This is a genomic window from Actinomadura chokoriensis, assembly GCF_039529475.1.
Lineage (GTDB): Bacteria > Actinomycetota > Actinomycetes > Streptosporangiales > Streptosporangiaceae > Spirillospora > Spirillospora bangladeshensis.
Genome location: NZ_BAAAMW010000006.1, coordinates 166,779 through 192,143 on the forward strand (window position 1 = coordinate 166,779; position 25,365 = coordinate 192,143).

Here is a 25,365-nt window from a genome sequence, read left to right on the forward strand (position 1 = left end):
GATACCGATGAGCAACCCGTTCGAGGACCCGGACGGCACGTACCTGGTGCTCGTCAACGACGAGGGCCAGCACTCGCTGTGGCCGTCCTTCGCCGAGGTCCCCGCCGGCTGGACGGTGGCCAAGGACGAGGACACCCGGCAGGCGTGCCTCGACTACATCAGCGAGAACTGGACGGACATGCGGCCTAAGAGCCTCATCGAGGCCATGGGTGGCTGACCTGGAGATCCCCTCGGTCACCGAGTGGACCATGGAGATGCGGGACGCGGCCGACCTGCGCCCCGCGCCGCTGCCGGGCGTCGAGATGACGTTCACGCTGGCGGCGCTGCCGTCCGCCGACGTCAACCGCGCCCTGTACGCGACGGTCGGCGCCCGCGTCTGCTGGACGGACCGCTTCCCGTGGACCTACGGCCAGTGGCGGTCCTGGGTGGAGCGCCCGGAGCTGTCCACGTGGATCGCCATGGCCGAGGGCACCATCGCCGGCTTCTTCGAGATCGAGGCGCAGCCGGGCGGCGACACCGAGATCCACCTGGTCGGCCTCACCCCGGCGTTCGTCGGCCGCGGCTACGGCGGCTACCTGGTGGAGCAGTGCACCCGCCGCGCCTGGCAGCGCGGCGGGCTGTGGGCGCCGGACGCCGGCCCCGCCGCTCGGGTGTGGCTGCGCACCAGCAGCCTCGACCACCCGAACGCGATCGCGAACTACCGGCGCCGGGGCTTTAAGGTGGCGGCGGAGACCACCGCGCCGAAGCTCGTCCCGGACCCGCGGATCGCGCCGTGGCCGCTGCCGAACGACCCGCGCCGCGCCTCCCGCCGGTACGAGGAGGAGGAGTTGATCACGTGACCTGGTTCCGCTGCGCCGAGACGCGCCCCTGGGCGTCGATGCGGCTGTTCTGCCTGCCGCACGCGGGCGGGTCCGCGGTGTTCTACCGGCCCTGGGCGAAGGAGATCAGCCCGGCCGTCGAGGTGCACGCCGTCCAGTACCCGGGCCGCGCCGACCGGATGGCGGACGCGTTCGTCACCGACGCCCACCAGCTGGCCCGCCTGGTCGCCGGCGCGATGGCGCCGCTGATGGACCGGCCCGCCGCGCTGTTCGGGCACAGCATGGGCGCCGTCCTCGCCTACGAGGTGGCGCGGCTGCTGCAGGAGCGGGGCGCCGCCCCGGTGCACGTGTTCGCCTCGGGGGCCCGGCCGCCGGACGACCGCGGCGGCGAGCGGGTGGCCGGCAAGGACGACGACGCCCTCGTCGAGGAGATGATCGGACTCGGCGGCACCGACGCCGAGGCCCTGCGGGACCCGGAGCTGCGCGAGCTGGTGCTGCCGTACGTCCGCAACGACTTCGCGCTCATCGAGGACTACGCGCACCGGGACGGGACGCGGCTGGCGGTCCCGGTCACCGCGCTCATCGGCGACGCCGACCGGCATGTGACCGAGGAGCAGGCGCGCGGCTGGGCACGGGTCACCGACGGGCGGTTCGCGCTGAAGGTGCTGCCCGGCGGCCACTTCTACCTCACCGACCAGCAGCCCGCCGTCATCGCCGAGGTCCTCCGCACGCTGGAGGTCCCCGCCTGAGCCCGTGCACGGCGGACGGGCCGCCCCCACGGAGTCCGGGTGGGGGCGGCCCGCCTCTCACGGTGCCGTCCTCTCAGTGGTGCCGCGAGATCAGTAGACGCTCAGCCCGTAGCGGGAGAGCGGCTCGGTGACGGGCTGGAAGAACGTCGTCCCGCCCGAGGAGCAGTTGCCGCTGCCGCCGGAGGTCAGCCCGAGCGCGGTGGAGCCCGCGAACAGGGAGCCGCCGCTGTCGCCCGGCTCGGCGCACACCGTGGTGCGGATGAGGCCGCTGACGCTGCCCTCGGCGTAGTTCACCCGCTGGTTGAGCGCGGTGACCGTGCCGCTGTGCAGGCCGGTGGTGCTGCCGCTGCGGTACACGGTCTGCCCGACCGCCGCGTTCCCGGCGCTCGTGATGTCGCGGGTGCCGGAGTAGAGGTAGACGCTGCCCTGCGTGTCGGTCGGCGCCGAGGTGTACTGCACGACCCCGTAGTCGTTGCCGGGGAAGCTGCTGGCCACGGTGCGGCCGAGCGTCCGGCCCGAGCTGTCGGTCCAGGTCGTGCCGATGTTGGTGCAGTGCCCGGCGGTGACGAAGTAGTACGTGCTGCCGGACCGGACGTTGAAGCCGAGCGAGCAGCGCGCGCCACCGGTGTAGATGGCCTCGCCGCCGCGGGTGAGCTTCTGGAACGTCCCGGCGACGCGCTCGGTGCGGACCGCCGCGCCCTGCTCGGCGACCGCGGCCTTCACCTTCGTGAGCTTGGCGCCCTTGACCGTGCTGTCCATCGTGAGCAGGACCTGGTTGGTCGCCGGGTCCACCGCCCACGCGGTGCCGGGGACGGCCGCCTCGCGGTCGAGCGCCTTCATGACCTTCGCCAGGTCGGCGCCGCTGCGCGCGACGGTCTTCGGCACGGCGCCCGCGGCGCGGACCGCCTGCGCGGCCTGCGCGCTGGTGACCGTGACGACCAGCTTTCCGCCCTTGAGGTAGGAGCCCGCGGTCTGGGCGCCGAGCTGCTGGGCGAGGGAGGTCGCCAGCGTGCCGGGCGCGGCGGGAGCGGCCGGCGCGGCGGGGCTGGCGGACGCGGCGGGAGCGGCCGCGAGGGTGGCGGCCACGAGTCCGGCCGCCGCCGCGGTGACGGCGGTGGCGCCGGCGCGCCTGTGACGGTTCTTCACTTGTGCCTCCAGCGGGGGGGTTGGCGCACCCTTGTGGTGCGCCGGAGGTCTTCGACATCGTGTAAGAACCGTCAATGCGGACGTAAGACGCAGAAGGTGACCAATTCCGGGCGGCGTCGTTGGCATCCTGCGGGGCCGCAGGTGGTCAGTCCGGGCATGCCGGACTCCCGGCCGGGCGAACCGAACGCGATTATGTCTCGGGATGCGGCCGGCGCATCCCGGACTCCGGCCTCCTCGCGGCGGACGGCCACCGGGCGTCCGATGTGGGCCTCCCCGGCGCGCCGTTCCCGACGTACAGTCGAAGCGGCGGGGGACCGGACACTCTGACGCGGAACCCCCGCCCCCGGTTCCCCGGCACGGGAGTGCCCATGGGCGTCGAGATCCGGGTGGAAGGGCTGAGGAAGTCGTTCGGGCGGCAGGTCATCTGGGAGGACGTGTCGCTCACCATCCCGGCGGGCGAGATATCCGCGCTGCTCGGGCCGTCCGGCACCGGCAAGTCGGTGTTCCTGAAGAACCTCGTCGGGCTGCTGCGCCCCGACCGCGGCCACGTGTACGTCGGCGGCGGCGACGTCCCGCGGCTGCGCGAGAACGAGCTCTACGAGATGCGCCGCAAGTTCGGCGTGCTGTTCCAGGACGGCGCCCTCTTCGGCTCCATGGACGTCTACGACAACATCGCCTTCCCGCTGCGCGAGCACACCAAGAAGGGCGAGTCGGAGATCCGGCGCATCGTGCTGGAGAAGATGGACATGGTCGGCCTGACCGGGTCGGAGAACAAGCTGCCCGGCGAGATCTCCGGCGGCATGAAGAAGCGCGCCGGGCTCGCCCGCGCCCTGGTCCTGGACCCCGAGATCATCCTGGCGGACGAGCCGGACTCCGGCCTGGACCCCGTCCGCACCGCCTACCTCAACCAGCTGTTCGTCGACCTCAACACCGAGCTCGGCGCCACGTTCCTCATCGTCACCCACGACATCGGCACCGCCCGCGTCCTGCCCGACAACCTCGGCCTGCTGTTCCGTCGCGGCCTGGTGATGTTCGGGCCCCGGGAGATGGTGCTGTCCAGCACGCACCCGGCGGTCCACCAGTTCTTCAACGCCCGCCGCCAGGGCCCCATCGGCATGGCGGAGGAGAAGGACGCCGCCGACATCGCCGCCGAGCCGCAGACCCCGCCGATGCCGGCGCCGATCCAGCCGCAGCTCATGCCGAGCGACGGCCGGCTCCGCCCGTCCATGCGGCGCCCCGGCGCCTGGCTGCGCGACCACGGGATCACCCCGCCGCCCGGCTCCTTCGTAGACGAGCGGGGCCGCGACTGGCTCACCGACTGGGACACCCTCACCTCCTTCCAGCGCCCCCGTTGATCTGCGGCGTGTTGTTGTTATACGGCCCCTCATAACAACAACACGCCGCAGATCAACGGATGATGAGGGTGGCTGGGCCGAGGAGGCCGGAGGTGCGCTGGCCGGGGAACACGAAGTGGGTCGGGCTGGTCTCGTCGAGGTAGGGGGCGAGGGTGCCGTAGACGACGATCTCGATCTCGTTGCGGCCGGCGCGCAGCGCCGTGCCGAGGTCGACGGCGTAGGGGGCGCAGATCCGCACGCCCGCCGGGCGCCCGTTCACCGCCACCTCGGCGGTGCCGCGGACGCGGCCGAGGTCGAGCACCGCGCCCGCCGGGGCGGCCAGCAGGTCCAGGACGCGCCGGTAGCGGACGCCGCCGCTGTACCCGGCGAGCCCCGCGTCCTCCCAGTCGCCCAGCTCGATCGTGCCCGCGCCGACGGCGAACTCGACCGGCCCCGCGAGCGCGGCGCCCTCCCGGTGCTCCGGCCGGGTCCGCAGCCGCAGCTCGGCCGTCCGGACCGGGCTCGCGCGGCCGGGGAGCCCGACGTCGAAGCGCCCCGAGCCGTCGTGGGCGGCGGGGAGCGGGACGCCGTCGAGGAGGACGGCGGCGACCTCGGCGCGTGCGGTGAAGCGCATCCCCGTCGCGCCCGGCGGCACCGCGAAACGCAGCAGCTCGGTCCGGGGCAAGGCGCCGGGGACGGCGAAGGTCGCCGGAAGGACGGTTCCGTCGTCCGCCTTGTCCGTGTTGTCTGCGTCGTCTTCCAGCCAGTGCGCGCCGGGCAGCGGGTGCGGGCGGCGCCGCAGGTGGAGGGCGGCGGGGTCGCCGGTCTGCGTCCGCCTCGGCACGACCGGCGCCGGAGCGCCGTCGCGGGTCGCGGTCCAGCCGGGGCCGGACACGACCGGGCCGTCCACCAGGACCGCCGCCGGGCCGCCGCCTTCGGTGAGGGCGAGGGTGAGGCGGGCCCCGGGCGCGTCCGGCAGGTCGTAGCGGCCGACGCGGGGCGCCGCCTGCTCGGCGTACGGGTCGAAGCCGCCCTGCCGGCCGATCTCCGCGCCGTCGAGCAGGATCCGGCACGGCGACGCCGACGCCACCTGCAGGACGGACGGGCCGGCGCCGTGCGGCAGTTCGGTGCTGAGGGCGACGTCGGCGCCCGGACGCGCGGTCCCGCCGGCGGTGATCCACTCGGGCCGGACGCAGCGGGCGGGGTCGGTCGCGACCGACAGGTGGCCGCGCAGCCGCACGTCCTCACCGGGGACCAGGCGGAGCTCCAGCAGGTGCTCGCCCGGCGCGAGCGGCTCCCCGGCCACCGCGAGGTAGCCGCGGTCGTCGAGCGGGATCTCGGTCCCGTCCGCCAGGAGCGTCTTGGCGGCGGGGAAGCCGAGCACGGGGAAGCCGCCGGGGGCGGGCACGGTCACGCGGGTGCGCAGGACCGCCTCCCGCCCGGCCCCGACGTCGCCGAGGTCGAGGAACTCCTCGGGGACGTGCCCCTTCGGGCCGAGGACCGGCCGGTGCACCGGGTCCTTGCGGATGCCGCGGGAGTCGGAGTAGACCACCGGCCGCCACTCGCCCCCGGTCGACCAGACGCCGTGCGGGCCGAACGTCGCGTAGGCCGGAGACCATTCGGCGGACGAGTCGTCCTCCGCCCGGTGCCACAGCCGCCAGCGCTCCAGCGGCGCCATCTCACCGGCGGGACGGGCGAAATCGCCCCAGGTGTTGTCGAGCGTCGGCACCAGTTCCATGTCCCAGGTGGAGCCCAGGTCGAGTTCGGTCGCGGGGCCGCGCGCGGCGGCCGGCGGCCGGTGCTCCGGGCCGGTCGCCGTGCCCGGGAACACCAGCAGGGCGGCGGGGCCGTCGTCGAACGGCACGACGACCTCCGCGTCCGCGCCGGTGGAGGTGACGGGCAGTTCCCGGGGCGGGCCGCCGAACGGGCTCACCAGGTAGGCCGGTCCCGAAACGCTGCGGACCCGGACCGGCATGTCGCGGTGGTAGCGGCCGGGGTCGAAGTCGTAGGCGACGTCCAGCCAGCCCATGTCGATGCCGCGCTCGTCCGGGCGGCCGACCGACACGCGGGACGCCATCGACGCGGCGGCCGTCACGAAGACGACGGTCGCGCCGTCGACCTCGCGGACCAGCGCCGGGACCGGTGCCTCGACCCGCCGTGAGCCCTCCAGCAGGGGGCCGAGCGCGGCCGCGTCCGGCACCGTCTCCAGCAGCGCGGCCAGCTCCGCCACGGCCTCTCCGGCGGCCGGGTCGCCGACGCCGCGCCGGGGCGGCGGGCCGACGGCCACCACCCGGCCGCCCGCCTCGATCAGCGCGACGAGCCGCCGGGCGGTCTCCCCTTCGAGCACCGCGCACGCCGGCAGCAGCACGGTCGCGTAGGACTCGTCCGCGACGTTCAGCCGGCCGCCGGCGACCGAGGCGCGCCGGACGGAGTCGTCGTCGATGACGTCGGCGTCGACGCGGAACCGGTCGAGGGCGCCGGGCTCCATCCGGAACCACGCCATGTCGCCGACCAGCGCCCGGTAGGTCTCCTGCGCGAGCGCGGCGGACGCGTCCACGCCGTCGAGCCGCGTCCCGGCCTGGGCGGTCGCGGTCGGGAACAGCACGGCCGTGTCGCAGACGTGGCGGCCCAGCGACAGCGCCGCGCACAGCCGCGCGACCGCGTCGGCGAACACCCGGTGGTGCGGCCAGTACGGCTGCCGCCAGTCGGTCGAGGGCGGTGCCCACTCCCACCAGCCCGCCTTGGTCGAGTAGTAGACCGCGTGCGGGTTGTAGAGCGTGGCGCCCGCGCGCAGCCACGGCAGCAGCCAGTCGAGGGTCTCCTCCAGCGTGCCGCCCCATCCGCTGGAGTGGAACGCCTCGATCCACACCCGGTCGCGGCCGTAGAGGTGGGCCAGGGACGCGTGGATGCGGGCGTCGCCGTGGTGGTCGGAGCCGGGCGCGCCGAACCAGCGGTGCGTGCGGGCGTAGTCGGCGTACAGGCGCACCCCGTCCACCGGGTGCCCGGCGCGGGCCGGGTCCTGCTGGTCGCAGCCGTGCAGCAGCCCGTGCCGCTCGTGCCACTCGGCCAGCGGCCGGAAGAACGCCTCCTCGGCCAGCTCCGCCCGGGTGAGGTGGTAGTCGCGGCGGAACTCGCCCGCCTCGTCGCCGCCCTTCCACAGGGACGGCAGGTGCGGGGTCGGGTCGTAGCCGCGGCGGGCGGCGAACTCCGCCGCGAACCCCTCGGTCCAGGTCGGCAGGGCGGGCAGCTCGTCCTGGAAGGAGCCGGCGATCACGGTGCCGAGGCGGTGCCCGAGGCGCCGCTCGAACTCCCCGTGGACGCGGTCGAGCAGCGCCGCGCACGCGGGCGCGGACAGGTAGTCGAAGCCGCGCACCGACGTGCCGCCGTCCTGCTCCAGCCACTGCCCGGCGAACTCGGGGACGTCCCGCACCAGCCGCGCCTGGAGGTCGGCGCCGGAGAAGCCGAGCTGGTCGTAGAACCACAGCGACACCCCGAGCCCGGCGGCGTCCTCGCACACCCCGTCCAGCAGCTCCCACCAGGCGTCGGTGAAGAACGCGGGCGCGTCGGCGTCGGAGCCGAACATCGGCCCGGACGGCGCCAGGTTCAGGATCACGAGGTTGTACACCCCGCCCTCGGCGAACCGCCCGAGCTGGTCGCGCAGCCGCCGCCGGTCGAGCCGCTCGCCGCTCCACCACCAGATGGGCGCGGGCGAGTACGCGCGGGGCGGCGCGTCCAGCACCGCGCGGAGCCGTTCCGGGATCACCGGGGTCACCCCTTCAGGCCGCTCGCGAAGCCCTTGATGACATAGCGCTGGAGCACCAGGAACACCGCCAGGATCGGCAGCGAGGCCAGCACCAGCCCGGCGAACACGAGACCGTTGTCCGAGACGTACTGGCCGACGAAGGAGAACACCTTCACCGGGACCGTCTCGCGGGTCGAGCCGCCGAGGTACAGCAGCGGCGTGAAGAAGTCGTTCCAGATGAACACCGCGTTGAGGATGAGCACGGTGCCGGTGATCGGCCGCAGCAGCGGGAACACCACCCGGGTGAACGCCCGGACGTGCCCGGCGCCGTCGATCAGCGCGGCGTTGGCGTAGTCGCCCGGCAGCGCCCGGATGAACCCGGTGTAGAGGAAGATCGTGAAGGGCAGCTGGATCCCGCTGTAGAAGACGATCATGCCGGCGTGGGTGCCGAGCAGGCCCGCCCCGTCCACCAGCTTGAACAGCGGGATCATCCCGAGCTGGAACGGCAGCACGATGCCGAGCAGGAACAGCACGTACAGCCCGTAGCCCAGCCGGGACGCGGTGCGCGACAGGAAGTAGGCGGCGAACGAGCCGACCGCGATCAGCACCAGCAGGCTCGCCACCGTGATCACCGTGCTGTTGAACAGCGCCGGGCCGAGCTCCGCGCGCGTCCAGGCGGCGGAGTAGTTGTCCAGCGCCGGGCTGGACGGCGGGGCCAGCGGCGACTCGGCGACCTGCCGCTGGTCCTTGAGCGAGAGCGTGACGAGGGCGTACACGGGGAACAGGAAGGCGACCGCGGCGGCGATCATCACCATCTCCAGCCCGAACGTGCGGAGCCCGTACCGCAGGTTCACGCGCTCACCTCCCGGTTCCGCAGGTAGTGGATCTGCACCATGGACACCGCCGCGACGAACAGCGCCAGCACCAGCGCGAGCGCGGTGCTGTAGCCGTAGTTGCCGAAGACGAACGCCTGCTTGTACAGGACGGTCGACAGCGTCTCGCTGGCGTGGCCGGGCCCGCCGCTGGTCGCGGCGTAGACCTGGTCGAACAGCTTGAGCCCGCCGATGGTCGACAGCATCAGGTTGATGGTGACGGCGGGCGCCAGCATCGGCCACGTCACGTTGCGGAACCGCTGGAACCGGCCCGCGCCGTCGATCATCGCGGCCTCGTGCAGCTCGGCGGGCACCCCCTCCAGCCCGGCCAGGAAGATCACCATGGAGTACCCGGCGAACTGCCAGATCACCATGCCCGCGACCGACCACAGCGCCAGCGACGGGTCGCCGAGCCAGTCCTGCCGCAGCGAGCCCAGCCCGACCGCGCCGAGGACGCCGTTGAGGCCCGCGCCGGGCGCCGGGTTGTAGATGTACTTCCACAGGAACGCCACCATCACCGGGCTGACCACGGCCGGGGCGAAGAACACCACCCGCAGCACGGTCCGCGACTTGATCCGGGCGTGCACGCCGAGCGCCAGCAGCAGCCCGATCCCGTTCTGCACGAACACGATCGCGACCGTCAGCAGCAGCGTGTTGACCAGCGAGCCGCGCGCCGCCTCGTCCCGGAACAGCCGGGTGAAGTTGGCGAGGCCGGTGAAGCTCCGCTCGCCGAGGCCGTTCCAGTCGGTGAAGGCGTACACGATCCCGCTGAGGCTCGGGTACAGCACCACCAGGGCGTAGACGGCCAGGGCGGGCGCCGCGAACCACCACGGCGGGGACAGGAAGCGGGCGCCCCGCCGCCGGCGGCGGGGCGGCGCCCCGGGCGGGGCGGGCCGCTTCGCCGTGGCGGGGCGGGTGGTCGAGGTCACGGGTCAGTTCTTCCGGTAGGTCTCGTCCAGCTTCTTCAGCGCCGCGTTCACCGACGTCTTGCCGCCGAGCAACTCCTGGACGGCCGCGAAGTGGGCGGGCTGGACCTCGGCGTTCGGCCACCCCTGGTCCATGAACGGGACGGCCTTGTTGCCGTCGATGAACGGCAGGAACGGGTCGAGCACCGGGTCGATCTTGGAGTTGGCGTCGCGGCTGAGCGGCACGCAGGCGATCGCCTCGGCCCAGCGGTTCATGTTCTCCTGGCGCCCGAGGAACTCGATGAACGCCTTCGCCTCGTCCACGTGCTTGCCGCGCGCGCTGACGCCGAGGCCGACGACCACGCCCGCGGGGATCCACACCTGGTTCGCGTCGTCCGCGCCGGGCACCGGGAACATGCCGAGCGCGTCGGGACCGGAGGCGGACTTGCGGAAGTCGGGCAGCACCGCCGACACCTGGATCGCCATCGCGGCCTTGCCGGTGGCGACCATCGAGGTCTGCTGCTCGAACGTGGTGCCGTTGGGGTTGTCGTTGAAGTAGCCGCGCTTCTGGAGCTCCAGGTACATCTCGAAGGCGTCCGCCCAGCCGGAGCCGGCGAAGCTCGCCGAGCCCGCCTTCATCTGCTCGTCGAACCGCGGGTTCTTCGCGTACACCGTGGACGGGACGAGCGCGTAGGTGATCAGCTGGGTGACCCACGGGGTCTGCGCGCCCAGCGCGATCGGCACCTTCCCCTTCTTCTTGATCTTCTCGCAGACGTCCAGGAAGCCCTGCCAGGTGGTGGGCGGCTCGACGCCGGCCTCCTCGAAGACCTTCCTGTTGTAGATCGCGCCGATGACCCCGGACCCGGCGGAGTAGATGTAGGTCTTGCCGCCGTTCTGGTACGCGGGCTTCAGCCCGGCCGGGATCCGCTTCGTCCAGTCCTGGTCGCTCAGGTCGGCGAGCAGGCCCGCCTTGGAGATCTGCACCATGCTCATCGCCGAGCCGTCGCCGGGGAACACCACGTGCACGTCGGGGGCGTTGCCCGCGCCGAGCTGGGTGCGCACCGAGGTCTGCACCTGGTCGGTGGGCGCGTAGGAGGCGCTGAACGTGGTCTTGGTGTACTCCTTGAGCAGCAGGTCGAGCGGCTTCTGCTGGTCGGCGACGCCGACCAGCCGCAGCGACCCGCCGCCGCCCGAACCGGACGTCCCGCCGCAGGCCGCGAGCGCGCCCATGGCGGCGACGCCGCCGGTCAGCCCGAGAAAGCCGCGGCGGCTGAGCCCCGTGGACGATGTCATGAGTCCTCCTCGAAACGCGGCCCTGCGCCGCGATGGTTCTGCGCGGCCGGTGCCGCAGGGGGTCCTGCGGCCTCGGCCGCGGTGAAGCGGTAGTCCCCCGAGGCGACCCGGCACTGGAGCGTTCCCGCCCCGGTGCCGAGGACGTCGATCCCGGCGGCGGCCGCCACCGGGACCCCGCTCTCGCGCACGCCGCCGGGATCGCCGGTCGGCACGTGCACGATCGCGGTGGCCCCCGGCGGCACGCTCACCTCCAGCCGCAGCTCGCCGTCCGCGCGCTCCCACGCCGTCCGGACCGTGCCGCGCACCGACTCGTAGGAGGCGCGCGCCCAGTCCAGCCCGCCGGGGCGGGGGCGGACCAGCAGCTCGCGGTAGCCGGCGGAGCCGGGTGCCTGGCCCAGCCCGGCGACGCCCTGGTAGAGCCATTCGCCGATCGAGCCGAGCGCGTAGTGGTTGAAGGAGTTCATCGCCGCGGCCTGGAAGCCGCGCTCCGCGGTGTAGCCGTCCCAGCGCTCCCAGATCGTGGTCGCGCCGTGCCGCAGCGGGTGCAGCCAGGACGGCGGATCGGTCCTGCGCAGCAGCGCGTGCGCGAGGTCGGGCCGCCCGCACGCGTCGAGCACCGGGGCGAGCAGCCCCACGCCGAGGAAGCCGGTGGTGAGGCCGGGCCCCGCCGCCTCGACCAGCGCGGCGAGCCGGTCGGCGGCGGGCCGGACGAGGCCGTCCGGGAGCAGCCCGAACGCCAGGGCCAGCAGGTAGCCGGTCTGGGTGTCGCCGGCGACCCGGCCCTCGGGCGTGACGAAGTGCTCGGCGAACGCCGTGCGGACGTGCCCGGCGAGCGTGCCGTAGCGCTCCGCGGCGTCCCGCCTGCCGAGGACCTCGGCCGCGCGGGCGGTGAGGTCGGCGCTGCGGGCGAAGTAGGCGGTCGCGACGACCTCGCGCGGCGTCGGCTCCGGGGCGAGCCAGTCGGCGTAGTGCGGCCCGACGCGGTGCCGCCACACCAGGCCGGGGTTGTGGCGGTGGACGTGGTCGACCCACGCGCACATGGCGTCGAGGTTGTCTTCGAGGAAGCGCTCGTCCCCGTACACGCGGTACAGGTGCCAGGGGACGATGACCCCGGCGTCGCCCCAGCCGGGCGCGCCCTCGTCGGCGACGCCGGCCAGCCTCGGCGCCACGTTCGTGAACGCGCCGCCGGGGGACTGGGCGCCGCGCACCTCCCGCAGCCAGCCGCCGAAGAAGGCGGCGACGTCGGCGTTGAGGCAGGCGGTCGGCAGGAACACCTGCGCGTCGGCGAGCCAGCCGAGCCGCTCGTCGCGCTGCGGGCAGTCCGTGGGGACGCTGACGAAGTTGGAGCGCTGCCCCCAGCGGATGGCCTGGTAGAGGCGCTCGACGTCCGGGTCGGAGCAGGCGAAGTCGCCCGCGCGCGGGGTGTCGTTGTGCAGGACGACGCCGGTGATGTCGCCGGCGTCCAGCTCGGCGAGGCCCGTGACCTCCGCGTACCGGAACCCGTGGTAGGTGAACCGGGGCTCGAACACGGCCTCGGGGCCGTCGCCGTCCAGGGCCTCGGCGTGCCGGACCACCACGCGGGCGCCGGGGGTGAGGCCGCGGGCGCGGAGCCGGACGCGGCCGGCGAAGTTCTGGCCGAAGTCCACCAGGTGCCGGCCGGCGCCGGTGCGGGTGACGGCGCGGGCGGGCAGTTCCGCGGCGGCCCGCACGGGCGGCGCCGGCGACGCGGTCAGCAGTCCGCGGTCGGCGCCGGTGACCTGCGCGGGCCGCCAGCCGTCCGCGCCGCCGAACCGGGGGCGGTCCCAGCCGGGGGTGTCGCGGCGCAGGTCGTGGCACTCGCCCTTCAGCAGGTCGGCGTACCGGATCGGGGAGCGGCGGGTCCGCCAGGACCCGTCGGTGGCGATGACCTCGTGGGTTCCGTCGGCGTGGTCGAGGTGCAGCTCGGCGAGCAGCTCAGGGAACGTCCCGTAGTGGGCGCCGGGGCGGCGCGCGTCGAAGCCGGCGAAGCCGCTCCACCAGCCGTCCGCGAGGGTCGCGGCGAGGACGTTCTCGCCGGCGGTGACGAGCGCGGTCACGTCGAGGACCTGGTAGTCGATCCGGTCGCGGTAGTCGGTCCAGCCCGGCGCGAGCTCGGCGTCGCCGGCGCGCCGCCCGTTCAGCCGCATCTCGTAGAGCCCGCGGGCGGTGGCGTAGAGGCGCGCGCGGACGGGCGCCGCGGCGGCGCGGAACGTGCGCCGCAGCCGGATCGCGGGCTGCAGCCCGTGGTCGGGGATCGCCAGCTCGCCCTCTTCGGGGGCGTCGGCCACGTCGATGTCGCCGGTGTCGTGGGTGATCCAGGACGCCCGCCAGGCCGCCGGGCCGAGCAGCCCGGTCTCGAACCAGGAGCCGGCCGCGGCGGTCGCGCCGTCCCCGGCGGTGACGGCGACCTCCCAGCGGTGGCGGGTGCGGGGGCGCAGCGGCGCGCCCGCGTAGCGGACGGACACCGCGGCCGGGTCGTCGACCTCGCCGGTGTCCCAGACCTGCGTCCCGGTCCCGGACGAGCCGGCGGGGAGAGCCCACACGCGCACCCGGTAGCGGGCCTGCGCGTCACCGCGCCGGCCGGAGGCGAGCCGCCACGCCAGCAGCGGCGCGGGGTCGTCGACGCCGAGCGGCTCGGCCAGGTGCGCGCAGCGGAGGCCGTAGGGCGCCAGGGCCGCGGTGGAGCGGTCGCTCATGCCTCCGCCTCCGTTCGTTTCGTTGTCATGCGGTTTTAACACTTCTGGATGTGAGATGGAGCGTAGAGATAGCGGGATTGAGTGTCAAGATGTCAGGTAGATCACAGTGCACCGCACCCTCCCGAGCCACGTCTGCACCGGTCAAAGCGCCTAGGGCAGGGGAAGTCCGGCCGTGTCCGGTCGGTCACCGGGCCGGTAGATGAGGGTGCGATAACAACGTGCTCGGATGTTATAAAGCGGCGCGCCAGCGCTCGCGGGCGGTCTCCACCCGCGCCAGGTACTCCCGGTACTCCGCGTCGTGGAAGGCGGTGCGGGCCGGGTCGGGGTCGCGCACCGAGGCCGGGCGCGTCCACGCCGCCGCGTCCAGCCCGTGGCCGCCCGCGAGCACCGCGCCCCGGGCGCCGGCCTCCTCCGCCGCGACCCGCAGCGGGCGGCCGAGCACGTCGGCGAACAGCTCCAGCCAGCGCGCGCTGCGGGTGCCGCCGCCCGCGACCGACAGCGCGCCGCGCAGCCCGGCGGCGTCCAGGCAGTGCCGCGCCGCGTAGGCGATGCCCTCGCAGGTCGCCCGCACCAGGTCGGCGGTGGTGGTCTCCAGGCTCACCCCGGTGATCTCCGCGCGCGCCGCCGGCTCGACGAACGGCGCGCGCTCGCCCGAGGGGGAGAAGAACGGCAGCACCCGCACGCCGCGCGCCCCCGGCGGCGAGTCCGCCAGCAGGCCGTCCAGGTCGCGGTGGGACGTGCCCACCCGCGCCAGCACCCATTCCAGCGCCGCCGTGCCGACCATCGCGGGCATGCCGCGCAGCCACCGGTCCGGCCGCCCGGTGGCGAAGTGGAACCCGGTCGGCGGGCCGTCCAGCGCGGGCTCGTCCACCACGGCCAGGCAGGCCAGCGTCGTCCCGATGATCAGCAGCCCGTCGCCGGGCTCGGTCACCCCCGCCCCGAGGGCGCACGCGGGCACGTCGAAGGGGCCGGCCGTGACCGGCGTGCCGGGCGGCAGCGGGACCCCGTCGAGCGGGACGCCCCGCGGCAGCGGCACGGCCACCGGCGCCAGCAGCTCCGCCCGGTGGGACAGCCCGCAGGCCGCGAGGGCGCCGGGGTCGTAGTCGCGCGTGCGGGGGTCGAGGAACGGCACCGAGGCGTCGCTCGCGTCGGTGGCGCGCACCCCGGTGAACCGCTGGAACACCACGTCCTTGCAGTAGGCCGCGGTGGCGGCGGCGTCGAGCGCGGCGGGCTCGTGCCGGTCCAGCCAGGCCAGCAGCGGCGCCGGGCAGCCGGGGAACACGGCGTTGCCGGTCCGCGCGAAGACCTCCGCCGCGACGCCGCTCGCCGTCCACTCGGCGACGATCGCGGCGGCGCGGCCGTCCATCCAGGAGATCGCCGGGCGGACGGGCCGGGCCCGCCCGTCCAGCAGCCACACGCCGTCGCCCTGGCCGGTCACCCCGGCGGCGGCGGGACGCCGCCGGGCGGTGAGCGCGCCGAGCACCTCCCCGGCGGCCGCCACGACCTCCTCGGCGTCCTGCTCGACCCGGGCGTCGCCGCGCAGCGTGCGGGCCGGGCGCGACTCGACCGCGAGGGCCCGGCCGTCCTCGTCGAACGCCGCGGCCTTCACCACGGACGTGCCGACGTCGATCCCGACGTACATCGTCGACCTCCTCGCCTTGTCCGGACGCGGATCAGGCCGGGTTGAGGCAGTGCGCCAGCGGCTCGCCCCGGTGCAGCCGGCCCACCTCGGCGGCGACGATGCGGGCGGCCCGCTCGGCCACCGCGCGGGACGCGCCGCCGAGGTGCGGGGTCATCACGACGCCCGGCAGGCCGAACAGGCGCGAACCGGCGGGCGGCGGCTCGACGGCGAAGGTGTCCAGGCCGGCGCCCATCAGGCGGCCCGACTCCAGCGCGTCGCACAGCGCGTCCTCGTCCACCAGCGGGCCCCGCGCGCAGTTCACCAGCACCGAGCCGGGCGGCATCAGCGCCAGCTCGCGGGCGCCGATCATGCCGCGGTTCTCGGGGGTGAGCCGGGCGTGCAGGGAGACCACCCGGGAGCGGCGCAGCAGGTCGTCCAGACTCGCGGCGCCGGCGTCCGGGAGGTACGGGTCGTAGATCTGGACGTCGGCGCCGAAGCCCGCCAGGATGCGCGCCACCCGGCCGCCGACGGCGCCGCCGCCGACCAGCCCGACGGGCGTCCCCTCCAGCTCCAGGCCGGCGGCCTCGTAGGCGTAGTAGCGCCCGCCCCACTCGCGCCGTCCGGCCAGCGCGGCGTGGGTCTCGGGGATGCGGCGCAGCACGGCGAGCATCAGCCCGACGGTGTACTCGGCGGTCGCGGTCGCGTTGCGGCCCGGCGCGTAGCAGACCCGCACGCCGCGCGCGGTGGCCGCGTCCAGGTCGACGTTGACGGGGCCGCCCCGCGCGACGGCGACGAGGCGCAGGCCGGGGGCGTTGTCCAGGACCTTGGCGGTGACGGGGGCCATCTGGGTGACGCACGCCGCCATGCCGGCCAGCGCCCCGATCATGGTGTCCTCGTCGCCGGACGCCTCGTCCACCTCGGCCACCGGGCCGAACGGCACGTCCGGCCACGGCAGTTCCAGCCGCCGGACCTCGGCGGCGCCGCCGAGCTCGGCCTCCAGCGCGCCGGCCAGCAGGCCCGGCAGGACGAAGCGGTCTCCCGCGGCCAGAACTCTCATCGCGTCACTCCCATGAAGGTCGCTCCCGTCGGGTTCTCGGTGTGCGGGCACGGGGCCCGCGGCTGTCAGGTGGCGGCCACCTCGTAGGCGACCTTGTGCTCGTCCAGGTCGCGCAGGACCTCGCCGCTCGCGCCGTCGTCGACGATGACGCGCTCGAACGCCGACAGCGGCGCCACCCGGTGCAGCGCGACGCGGCCGAGCTTGGAGTGGTCAACGAGCAGGACGTTGCGCGCGGCGGCGTCGAGCATGGCCCGCTTGACCGACACGATGTGCTGCTCCTGGTGGTAGGCGAACCCGCCGGAGACGGCGGAGGTCGACACGAAGCACAGGTCGACGTGGAGCGCCGTGACGGCGTCCACGCACGGGACCCCTAGAAAGGAGTCGTGCAGCGAGTCGTACTCCCCGCCGAGCGCCATCAGCCGGATGCCGCGCTCGCGCGCCAGCAGGTTGGTGGTCTCCAGGAAGTTGGTGACCACCGTGAGCGGGGTGATGCCGCCCAGCCGGCGGGCCAGCGCCAGCGTGGTGGTGGAGTCGTCGAGCATCACCGCCATGCCGGGCTCCACGAGTTCGGCGGCCTTCGCGGCGATGGCGTCCTTGGCCGGCCGCATCGACTTCATGCGGTAGGCGACGTTGCTCTCGAACACCCCGGAGGGCTGCGCGGTGACGCCGCCCCGGTACTTGCGGACGATGCCCTGCCGCTCCAGGTCGTCGAGGTCGCGGTGGATCGTCATGAGGCTGACGCCGAACCGCTCGGCGAGGTCCCCGGCGGTGACCGAGCCCGCGGACAGCACATGGTCGGCGATGGCCTGGCGGCGCGCGTCGGGGCCGCGCCGCCCGCTGATCTCCTTCGTCATGCTGCGATCCTCTCGCGGCCGCCCGCCGGGGACCGGCGATCCGCCGCCCGCACGGGCGATATCTGCGTCCGTGATCTTAACAACCATCACCTCAGGACGATCGAGCTTGTCGCACCCGGACCGGCCACGTCAACCCTGTCGACATGCCCGGGTCTGCCCATCAGGACGATAACAAGGGGTTGTTACGATGCTCCAGCGCTATAAGTTAACATCCCAGAACGATAAAAGTAGGGGGAGTGCTGTGCGAAGTGGCGCGTCCGGACCGGTGTGGGTCGGCGTGGACGTCGGGACCCAGGGGGTGCGGGCGCTCGCCGTCACCGCCGACGGCCGGGTCGCCGGCCGCGGGTCGGCCCCGCTGACCGGGCGGCGGGACGGCGCGCGGCACGAGCAGCGCCCCGGCGACTGGTGGGCGGCCGCAGCCCTGGCCGTCCGCGAGGCGCTGCGGGACCGCGCCCCGGAGTCGGTGCGCGGCGTGGCGGTGTGCTCCACCTCCGGCACCGTGCTCCTCACCGACCGGGACGGGCGGCCGCTGACCGGCGGCCTCATGTACGACGACGCGCGGGCGTCCGAGGAGGCCCGCCGCGCGCAGGAGGCCGGGGCGGAGCTGTGGGAGCGGCTCGGGCACCGCGTCCAGCCGTCCTGGGCGCTGGCGAAGGTGCTGTGGCTGGCCCGCGACCGGCCCGGCGACCTGGCCGGAGCCCGCCTCGCCCACCAGGCCGACCTGGTCACCGCCCGGCTGGTCGGGACGCCGGTGGCCACCGACTCCAGCCACGCCCTCAAGACCGGCTACGACCTGCTCGGCGAGCGGTGGCCGCGCGACCTGCACGACCGGCTCGGGCTGCCCGCCGCCCTGTTCCCCGAGGTCGTCCGGCCCGGGACGGTCCTCGGCGAGGTCGGCGCGCGGGCCGCCGCCGAGACCGGCCTGGCGGCGGGCACGCCGGTCGTCGCGGGCATGACCGACGGCTGCGCCGCGCAGCTCGGCTCGGGCGCGCTGCGGGTCGGCCGGTGGAACTCGGTGCTCGGCACCACCCTGGTCCTCAAGGGCGTGTCGGACGCGCCCGTCCGCGACCCGGCCGGCGTCATGTACAGCCACCGGGCGCCGGACGGGTCCTGGCTGCCCGGCGGCGCGTCCAGCGTGGGCGGCGGCGTCCTCGCCGGCGTCGCGGACCTGCCCCGGCTGGACGCCCTGGCCGCCCGCCACGAGCCGTCGAGCGCGGTCGCCTACCCGCTGGTCTCGCCCGGCGAGCGGTTCCCCTTCCTCGCGCCGCAGGCCGAGGGCTTCATGCTCGGCACCCCCCGCGACGAGGGCGACCGGCACGCGGCGCTGCTGCAGGGCGTCGCGCTGGTCGAGCGGCTCGCGCTGGCCTACGTGCGCGGGCTCGGCGCCGCCGTCGACGGCCCGGTGACCTTCACCGGCGGCGCGGTCCGCAGCGGCTACTGGACCCGGCTCAGGGCGGACGTCCTCGGCCGCCCGGCCCGCATCCCCGAGCACGCCGACGCGGCGCTCGGCATGGCGGTCCTCGCCGCCTACGGCACGACACCGGGGCGCTCGCCGGCCGACGTGGCCGAGTCGATGGTGCGCATCCGCACGGTCGTGGAGCCCCGTCCGGGCATGGCCGAGCGCTTCGCCGACCCGTTCCGGCGGCTGGTGGACGAACTGGAGAACCGCGGCTGGCTGCCCTCCGAGGCGGCCGCCCACGCACGGGAGCACGGGTAGAAGGGCATGGGGGAGACCAATGGGAAGACCAGGGGGGCCGACACGGTGAGCACGACCCTGTACCTCGTCCGGCACGGCGAGACCGAATGGCACGCGGAGAACCGGTACGCGGGCGTCAGCGACGTCGCGCTCACGGCGACGGGGCGGGAGCAGGCCGAGCGGCTCGGCCGGTGGGCGGCCGGGGCCGGGGTCGACACGGTGTGGTCCTCGCCGCTGAGCCGGGCGCGGGCGACGGCGGCCCCGGCGGCGTCCGCCCTCGGGTGCCCGCTCACGATCGACGGCGACCTCGCCGAGGTGGACTTCGGCTCCGCCGAGGGCCGCACCCTCGCCGAGCTGGACCCGGCCGAGGCGGCGGCGTTCCTCGCCGACCCGGTGCGCGGCGCCTTCCCGGGGGCGGAGGACCCGCGCAAGGCGGTCGAGCGCGGCACGGCGGTGCTGCTCCGCATCGCGGCCCGCCACCGCGGCGAGCGGGTCCTCGTGGTCGCCCATAACACGCTGCTGCGGCTGACCCTGTGCGGGCTGCTCGGGATCGCGCCGTCGTCCTACCGCGCGGTGTTCCCGCAGGTCCGCAACTGCGCCGTCACCGAGCTGCGGGTCACCGGGCGCACTGCCGCGCTCATGGCCTACAACGTGCCCACCGGCTGACGGCCCCGCGCTGCGGGAGAATGGTCCCGTGACGCTCCTTTTGAACCGTTCCGACCTTGAGGCGCTGCTCGACCCCGCCACCTGCCTCGACGCGCTGCGCCGCGGATTCACCGCCGCCGCGGACGGGACGGCCGCGCGCCGGGTGATCGCCGCCCTCCCCGGCCAGGGCACGGCGACCGCGCTGCTGCCCGGCGTCGTCGCGGATGTGCCGGCCTACACGGTGAAGGTCAACGCCAAGTTCCCGGGCAGTCGCCCGGCGCTGCGCGGCGTCGTCTGCCTGCACGACCTCGGCACCGGCGAGCTGCTGGCGCAGCTGGACTCGGCCACCGTGACCGCCTGGCGCACCGGCCTCGCCGCCGCGCTCGGCACCCATGCGCTCGCCCGCCCCGACGCGGGCGCCGTCGCGGTGATCGGCGCCGGCGCGCAGGCGGAACTGGTCATGCGGGGCCTGGCGGAGCTGCGGGAGGTGCGCGGCCTCACCGTCTGCGACCTGGACGCCGGGCGCGCCGCCGCCTTCGCCGAGCGGCACGGCGCCCGGCTCGGCGTCCCGGCCACCGTCGCCGCCGACCCGCGCGCCGCCGTCCGGGACGCCGGGATCGTCGTGATGGCGACATGGGCGCGCCGCCCGCTCCTGCACGCCGCCGACGTGGCGCCCGGCACGCACCTCACCTCGCTCGGCGCGGACGAGCCCGGCAAGGCCGAACTGGGCGCCGACCTCCTGGAAGGCGCCCGCGTCGTCGTCGACGACGTCCCGCTCGCGGTCGAGATGGGCGTGCTCGCCGGCGCGGGCCTCGACGTGAAGCACGCCGCCGGGACGCTCCGCGACCTGCTGTGCGGCCAGGTGCCCGGCCGGGTGCGGCGCGGCGAGGTCACCGTGTACGCGCCGGTCGGGCTGCCGTGGCAGGACCTCATGCTGAGCTGGACCGCCTACCGGGCGGCCCGGCAGGCGGGCGCGGGCACGGAGTTCGATTTCCTCGCGTGATCAGGTGCGCGCGGCGAACGTCGCGGAATACCGCTCCCTGACCACCACGCCATAAAATGACGCCCCGATTAGCGTTGACTCCTCTCCGTAAGATCGCTCCCGTCAAGGTGTCCGAATGCAACCTCCTTTCGTCCCGACCGGACCCGGAGATTACCGACGCGATCGCCGCCCGCGAATGCGCGACCTTCGATGAACTCCTGGACGAGGAAACGGTGCTCTCCGAGCGGGAACCAGTCCAGCGCGACGGGAAAACCGTCGATTCTGTCGAGCTTCCAAAGAATGTAGCGGAAATGACGAATGGCCCGTGAAGATGTACCGGCCGCCCGCGCGCGCCGGTCGCCGGACCGCCGTGCGCGGCATGTATTGAAACACGTTCTACTTTCTGCGTAGGCTGTGCGGTCGGTGACGCGACGGCCCGGAGGTGACGCCGGTGATCGGGGATCGGTTCCGAATCGATGGCAAGGCGGCGGTCGTGACCGGCGCCGGACGCGGCCTCGGCGCGGCCGCCGCGGTCGCGCTCGCGCAGGCCGGCGCCGACGTGGTGATCTCCGCCCGGACGGAGGAGCAGCTCCGCGCGGTCGCCGCCGAGATCGAGGCCGCCGGGCGGCGGGCGCTGGTCGTCCCCGCCGACCTCAGCGATCCCGACACCGCCGCCGAGCTGGCCGGACGCGCCGTCGAGGGCCTCGGCCGCCTCGACATCGTGGTGAACAACATGGGCGGCGCGATGCCGGCGCCCTTCATGGACACCAAGCCCCGGCACCTGGAGAAGGCGTTCCGGTTCAACGTCGCCACCGCGCACGCGCTGACCCGGGCCGCCGTCCCGCACCTGCTGGAGGCCGGCGGCAGCGTCGTCAACATCTCCTCCGCCGTCGGGCGCATCGCCGGCCGGGGCTACCTCGCCTACGGCAGCGCCAAGGCCGCGCTCGCCCACTACACCCGGCTCGCCGCGTTCGACCTGGCGCCGCGGATCCGCGTCAACGCCATCGCCGTCGGCTCCATCGCGACGTCCGCGCTCGACATCGTCATGAGCAGCGACGAGCTGCGCACCGAGATGGAGGAGAGCACGCCGCTGCGCCGCGTCGGCACCCCGGAGGACGTCGCCGCCGCCGTCCTCTACCTCGCCTCGCCCGCCTCCGCCTACGTCACCGGCAGCCTGCTGCGCGTGGACGGCGGCATCGAGACCCCCAACCTCGACCTCCACCTGGAGGACCTGTGACCTACCGCGTCGTCACCTGGAGCACCGGCAACGTCGGCCGCCACGCCATCGCCGGCATCGACGCCCGCCCCGACCTGGAACTCGCCGGTGTCTGGACGTCCACCCCCGCCAAGGCCGGCCGGGACGCGGGCGACCTCGCGGGCCTCGGCCGCGACCTCGGCGTCACCGCCACCGGCGACGCGGACGCGCTGCTCGCGCTCCGCCCCGACTGCGTCGTCTACACCTCGATGGCGGACGTCCGGCTGATGGAGGCGATCGACGACCTGTGCCGCATCCTGCGCGCCGGCGTGAACGTCGTCTCCAGCAGCCCGGTGTTCCTGCAGTTCCCGGACGGCGTCGTCCCGCCCGAGATGTCGGAGCCCGTGCGGGAGGCCGCCGCCCGGGGCGGCGCGTCGATCTTCGTCAACGGGATCGACCCCGGCTTCGCCAACGACGTGCTGCCGCTCGCTGTCACCGGCATCAGCGAGCGCATCGACCAGGTCCGCTGCATGGAGATCCTCAACTACGCGACCTACGACCAGGGCACCGTCCTGTTCGACATCATGGGCTTCGGCCGCCCCATGGACGAGACGCCGATGCTGCTGCAGCCCGGCGTCCTCACCATGGCGTGGGGGAGCGTCGTCCGGCAGCTCGCCGCCGGCCTCGGCGTCGAGCTGGACGGGATCGACGAGCGGCACACCCGGCTGCCCGCCCCCGACACGTTCGGCGTCTCCGCCGGGACGATCGAGAAGGGCACCGCCGCCGCGCTGCGCTTCGAGCTGCGCGGCATGCGAGGCGGCGAGGCCGTCATCGTCCTGGAGCACGTGACCAGGCTCCGCGACGACCTCGGCCCCGACTGGCCGCAGCCCGCCGGCGACGGGTGCTACCGCGTCGAGGTCCGCGGCGAGCCGAACTACACCGTCGACCTGCGGCTCCTCGGCACGGACGGCGACCACAACACGGCCGGGCTGAAGGCCACCGCGATGCGCCTGGTCAACGCCGTTCCCGCCGTCGTCCAGGCGCCGCCCGGCCTGCTCACCGCACTGGACCTGCCGCTGGTCCCGGGCCGCGGCCTGCTCTAGAGGCCGAGCGCGTCGAGCACCGGGACGAGCTGCTCCTCCTCCCGGTCGAGGTGCGCCTCCAGGGCGGCCGTGAGCCGGTCGACCTCGGTCAGCAGGGACGCCGGATCACCGGTGCCGAGGACGCGGCGCAGCTCGTCCAAGAGATGCTTCACGGTCTCGTGCTCGTCCCTCAGCCGCGCCAGTACCGGTGCCAGCTCCGGATGCCGGCGCTCCACGAGCGGGAACATCTGCAGGTCCTCGCCCATGTGGTGGTTGCCGAGCCCCTGGCACAGGGTCAGGCAGTTGATCCGCAACTGCGCGCCGACCCCGGCCCCGGACGCCTCGGCCTCCCCGCGGATCAGCCGCAGCTCCCGCCGGAACGCCTCGTGCACCGCGACGAGCATCGCGCTCGGCGACTCCGGCCCGCCGGGCGGCCCGGCCAGGACCTGGACGAGCGCGACGACGGGCAGCGTCCGCCCGGACCTGGCCTCGTACTCGGCCCACCCCGGGTCGGCCTCGGCGGCCCGCGCGAACGCGGCGTCGCGCTCGCCGCCCGCCAGGACGACGGCGTCCGCCTCGTAGGTGAAGTCGCCGCTCTCGACCGTGACGCGCGGGTTCGCGACCAGGTTGCGGAACCACGCCGGGTCCTTCGGCGCGCCCCCGGCCGAGGCGATGACGAGGACGCGGCCGTCGCCGTCCGGCAGGTAGCCGAGCGGCGTCGTGCGCCGGGCGCCCGTCCGGGCCCCGGTCGTGGTCAGCAGGAGCAGCCGCCCGCCCTCGAACGGGCCGCCGACCCGCCCGCCGTTCGCGCGGAACTCCTCGATGACCTGCGTGTTGAAATCCATATGTCTCCTGAGCTGTTTTCGGGCATGGCGAATAAGCCACGGGAATGGCGCGCGGCCGTGGCTTGCGTAATGGCGGTGAAGGGCATGCCGAAAAACGCGGGCATGCCCGATGACGTCACGCGATGCGCGTGGAGAGAAGAGAGGGAACGCGAGTGGAAAAGGCGGGCCGCGTGCCCGCCCCGGCCTCACTCGGAGGCCGGGAACCTCACTCGCTCATGGCCCATGGCCGACCCGGCAGTCACGGATCGCAGATTACCCGCACCGCCAATGCAGTGCAAGATCACCCGCAATCCGGCCGAAGCCGCGCACCCGGCAGCCGGTGGATCACAGCCCTTCGCGGTGGGCGAGGGCGGCGGCCTGGGTGCGGCTCGTCACGTTCAGTTTGGCGAGGATGTTGGAGACGTGGACGCTCGCCGTCTTCGGGGAGATGAACAGGGCCGCGGCGATCTCGCGGTTGTTGCGCCCCTCGGCGACGAGCTTCAGGACCTCGCGTTCGCGGGCGGTGAGGGAGCCGAAGGGCCCGGACGGCGCGGACGCGCGGCGCCCGGGGTCCAGGCGGGCGCGGGCGCCGAGGCCGCGGAGCGCGGCGAGCAGCGGCCGCGCGTCCAGCCGCTCGGCGGTCTCGACGGCCCGGCGCCACTCCTCGGCGGCGGCCTCCCGGTCGCCGTTGTCCACCAGCGCCTCCGCCAGCCGCCAGCGGGAGCGCGCCACCTCGTAGACGAAGCCGCCGCCCGGGTCGCCGTAGGTGAACAGCTCGGCGGACTCGCGCCACAGGCCGGGGTCGTGGACGCCGTCCACGCGGCGGCGCTCGGCCTCGGCGCGGGCCAGCCACGCCCGCCCCTCGTGCCCGAGCCAGCGCCGGGGCTCGCCCTCGTAGGTGAAGTCGACCGCCCGCCGGGCCCGCCGCAGCAGCTCGTCGCCGGCCTCGGTCGCCCGCCGGACGGCGTCGGCGTCGCCGGCGGCGCGGGCCCGTGCCGCCAGCTCGGCGTGGGCCCAGAGCCCGGTCGCGGCGATGCGGATGAAGGTCGCGCCGTCGCCGTAGAGCGTCTTCGCGATGCTGTCCACGTGTTCGAGCACGGCCTCCGGCTCGTCCCGCCACAGGGCGTGCTCGGCGGCGAGCCCCCGCGCGATGTAGTTGGCGAGCTGGTTCCTCGTGCCACAGCGGCGCGAGCCAGCGCAGCCGCTCCGCCACGACCGGCAGCCCCCGGGCGACCTCGACGAACAGCGCGTACGCCGAGACCTGCGCCTCGGCGGGCCGGACGACCTGCAGCGGGAAGCCGGCCGCGAGCCGGTCGGCCTCCGCCCAGTCCCCGGTCGTGTAGCGGACGAGGTAGCGCAGCGTCCGGATGGCGGTCCCGAACATGCTCCACTCGACGCCGTTGTCCAGCGCGAACCGGACGCCCTCGTCGGTCGCCGCGGCGGCGCCCGCGAGGTCGCCGCGGTCGAACTTCGTCCGGGCGTACTGGAACCGGGCCCGCAGCGCCGCCTGCGAGCTGTCGCCGGCGGCGTCGGCCAGGTCGCGGGCCCGCGCGAACAGCTCGGCGACGCCGCTGTCGGCCTCGCGCGACTCCCGGTAGACGCCGAGCGTCACCAGCGCCGCCGCCTCGGCGCCCGGCGCCCCCGCGGCGCGGGCCTCCGCGACGGCCCGCTCCGCCATCGCGGGCATCTCGCCGTCCGGGTCCAGGTAGAGCAGCGTCCGGGCGTAGGTGGCGAGGGCCCAGGCGAGGTCGGCGGTCGGCGGGGCGGCGGGCAGCATCGTCACCGCCTCCCGCGCCATGACCCGGCCCTCCTCCAGCTCGTCGAGGTCGAGCATGT

General features: G+C 74.8%; 21 protein-coding genes. 10 read left to right on the plus strand and 11 right to left on the minus strand.

Annotated features, from left to right (window positions below; all coding sequences use genetic code 11):
• The first annotated feature begins 7 nt into the window (after positions 1 to 7).
• Genes ABFX46_RS15935 through ABFX46_RS15945 form a run of 3 tightly spaced genes read left to right on the plus strand, consistent with a single transcriptional unit; the run spans position 8 to position 1,567 of the window.
• The gene (locus tag ABFX46_RS15935) at positions 8 to 217 is read left to right on the plus strand and encodes an MbtH family protein (RefSeq protein ID WP_131941429.1); all 210 of its coding nucleotides are present in this window, start codon (positions 8 to 10) and stop codon (positions 215 to 217) included.
• Complete coding sequence (locus ABFX46_RS15940; protein ID WP_346042914.1) at positions 210 to 839, plus strand: GNAT family N-acetyltransferase; 630 nt, start codon at positions 210 to 212, stop codon at positions 837 to 839. Before ABFX46_RS15935 ends, ABFX46_RS15940 begins: the two co-directional genes overlap by 8 nt.
• Positions 836 to 1,567 carry a thioesterase II family protein gene (locus tag ABFX46_RS15945; protein WP_346042915.1) on the plus strand — a complete coding sequence of 244 codons (732 nt, stop codon included), beginning with the start codon at positions 836 to 838 and terminating at the stop codon, positions 1,565 to 1,567. The genes ABFX46_RS15940 and ABFX46_RS15945 overlap by 4 nt, the downstream gene beginning before the upstream one ends.
• A gap of 90 nt (positions 1,568 to 1,657) precedes the next feature.
• On the opposite strand, the gene ABFX46_RS15950 is transcribed toward ABFX46_RS15945, so the two are convergent.
• Entirely contained in the window at positions 1,658 to 2,713 is a 1,056-nt protein-coding gene (locus ABFX46_RS15950; protein ID WP_346042916.1) for a S1 family peptidase, read from the minus strand.
• Between the two features lie 368 nt (positions 2,714 to 3,081).
• Here ABFX46_RS15950 and ABFX46_RS15955 point away from each other — a divergent pair, with 368 nt between their 5' ends.
• Positions 3,082 to 4,068 (plus strand): ABC transporter ATP-binding protein, encoded by a 987-nt coding sequence (locus ABFX46_RS15955; protein WP_346042917.1) that lies wholly within the window; start codon positions 3,082 to 3,084, stop codon positions 4,066 to 4,068.
• Between the two features lie 52 nt (positions 4,069 to 4,120).
• On the opposite strand, the gene ABFX46_RS15960 is transcribed toward ABFX46_RS15955, so the two are convergent.
• The 8 genes from ABFX46_RS15960 to ABFX46_RS15995 all read right to left on the minus strand — a co-directional run bounded on the left by ABFX46_RS15960 (position 4,121) and on the right by ABFX46_RS15995 (position 17,105).
• Positions 4,121 to 7,810, minus strand: coding sequence for a glycosyl hydrolase (locus tag ABFX46_RS15960; protein WP_346042918.1), 3,690 nt, complete (start codon positions 7,808 to 7,810; stop codon positions 4,121 to 4,123).
• A 5-nt stretch (positions 7,811 to 7,815) separates the two neighbouring features.
• Positions 7,816 to 8,643 (minus strand): carbohydrate ABC transporter permease, encoded by an 828-nt coding sequence (locus ABFX46_RS15965; protein ID WP_346042919.1) that lies wholly within the window; start codon positions 8,641 to 8,643, stop codon positions 7,816 to 7,818.
• Positions 8,640 to 9,590 carry a carbohydrate ABC transporter permease gene (locus tag ABFX46_RS15970; protein WP_346042920.1) on the minus strand — a complete coding sequence of 317 codons (951 nt, stop codon included), beginning with the start codon at positions 9,588 to 9,590 and terminating at the stop codon, positions 8,640 to 8,642. The genes ABFX46_RS15965 and ABFX46_RS15970 overlap by 4 nt, the downstream gene beginning before the upstream one ends.
• A gap of 3 nt (positions 9,591 to 9,593) precedes the next feature.
• Positions 9,594 to 10,859 carry an ABC transporter substrate-binding protein gene (locus ABFX46_RS15975; RefSeq protein ID WP_346042921.1) on the minus strand — a complete coding sequence of 422 codons (1,266 nt, stop codon included), beginning with the start codon at positions 10,857 to 10,859 and terminating at the stop codon, positions 9,594 to 9,596.
• A complete protein-coding gene (locus ABFX46_RS15980; RefSeq protein WP_346042922.1) occupies positions 10,856 to 13,573 on the minus strand; it encodes a family 78 glycoside hydrolase catalytic domain in 2,718 nt (905 codons plus the stop codon). Before ABFX46_RS15980 ends, ABFX46_RS15975 begins: the two co-directional genes overlap by 4 nt.
• A 229-nt stretch (positions 13,574 to 13,802) precedes the next feature.
• Positions 13,803 to 15,215: an FGGY family carbohydrate kinase gene (locus ABFX46_RS15985; protein WP_346042924.1), complete on the minus strand. Its 1,413-nt coding sequence runs from the start codon at positions 15,213 to 15,215 to the stop codon at positions 13,803 to 13,805.
• A gap of 31 nt (positions 15,216 to 15,246) precedes the next feature.
• A complete protein-coding gene (locus ABFX46_RS15990) occupies positions 15,247 to 16,251 on the minus strand; it encodes an NAD(P)-dependent oxidoreductase (RefSeq protein WP_346042926.1) in 1,005 nt (334 codons plus the stop codon).
• A 65-nt stretch (positions 16,252 to 16,316) separates the two neighbouring features.
• Positions 16,317 to 17,105, minus strand: a complete 789-nt coding sequence (locus ABFX46_RS15995; protein ID WP_131941407.1) for a DeoR/GlpR family DNA-binding transcription regulator — start codon at positions 17,103 to 17,105, stop codon at positions 16,317 to 16,319.
• A gap of 277 nt (positions 17,106 to 17,382) precedes the next feature.
• On the opposite strand from ABFX46_RS15995, the gene ABFX46_RS16000 reads away from it, so the two are divergent.
• The 6 genes from ABFX46_RS16000 (at position 17,383) to ABFX46_RS16025 (ending at position 22,726) form a co-directional block, all read left to right on the plus strand.
• Complete coding sequence (locus ABFX46_RS16000; RefSeq protein ID WP_346042928.1) at positions 17,383 to 18,822, plus strand: FGGY-family carbohydrate kinase; 1,440 nt, start codon at positions 17,383 to 17,385, stop codon at positions 18,820 to 18,822.
• Positions 18,823 to 18,867: 45 nt separating this feature from the next.
• Entirely contained in the window at positions 18,868 to 19,467 is a 600-nt protein-coding gene (locus ABFX46_RS16005; protein WP_346042929.1) for a histidine phosphatase family protein, read from the plus strand.
• Positions 19,468 to 19,495: 28 nt separating this feature from the next.
• The gene (locus tag ABFX46_RS16010; protein WP_346042931.1) at positions 19,496 to 20,449 is read left to right on the plus strand and encodes an ornithine cyclodeaminase family protein; all 954 of its coding nucleotides are present in this window, start codon (positions 19,496 to 19,498) and stop codon (positions 20,447 to 20,449) included.
• Between the two features lie 107 nt (positions 20,450 to 20,556).
• Entirely contained in the window at positions 20,557 to 20,757 is a 201-nt protein-coding gene (locus ABFX46_RS16015; RefSeq protein ID WP_346042933.1) for a hypothetical protein, read from the plus strand.
• A gap of 122 nt (positions 20,758 to 20,879) precedes the next feature.
• Positions 20,880 to 21,665, plus strand: a complete 786-nt coding sequence (locus ABFX46_RS16020; RefSeq protein WP_346042934.1) for an SDR family oxidoreductase — start codon at positions 20,880 to 20,882, stop codon at positions 21,663 to 21,665.
• Positions 21,662 to 22,726 carry an NAD(P)H-dependent amine dehydrogenase family protein gene (locus ABFX46_RS16025; protein ID WP_346042935.1) on the plus strand — a complete coding sequence of 355 codons (1,065 nt, stop codon included), beginning with the start codon at positions 21,662 to 21,664 and terminating at the stop codon, positions 22,724 to 22,726. Before ABFX46_RS16020 ends, ABFX46_RS16025 begins: the two co-directional genes overlap by 4 nt.
• Here ABFX46_RS16025 and ABFX46_RS16030 read toward each other — a convergent pair.
• Both ABFX46_RS16030 and ABFX46_RS43520 read right to left on the minus strand, forming a co-directional pair.
• Positions 22,723 to 23,550, minus strand: coding sequence for a nitroreductase/quinone reductase family protein (locus tag ABFX46_RS16030; protein WP_346042936.1), 828 nt, complete (start codon positions 23,548 to 23,550; stop codon positions 22,723 to 22,725). The two genes, ABFX46_RS16025 and ABFX46_RS16030, sit on opposite strands and share 4 nt — an antisense overlap.
• A gap of 324 nt (positions 23,551 to 23,874) precedes the next feature.
• A complete protein-coding gene (locus ABFX46_RS43520; RefSeq protein WP_428831270.1) occupies positions 23,875 to 24,627 on the minus strand; it encodes a helix-turn-helix transcriptional regulator in 753 nt (250 codons plus the stop codon).
• Between the last annotated feature and the right edge of the window lie 738 nt (positions 24,628 to 25,365).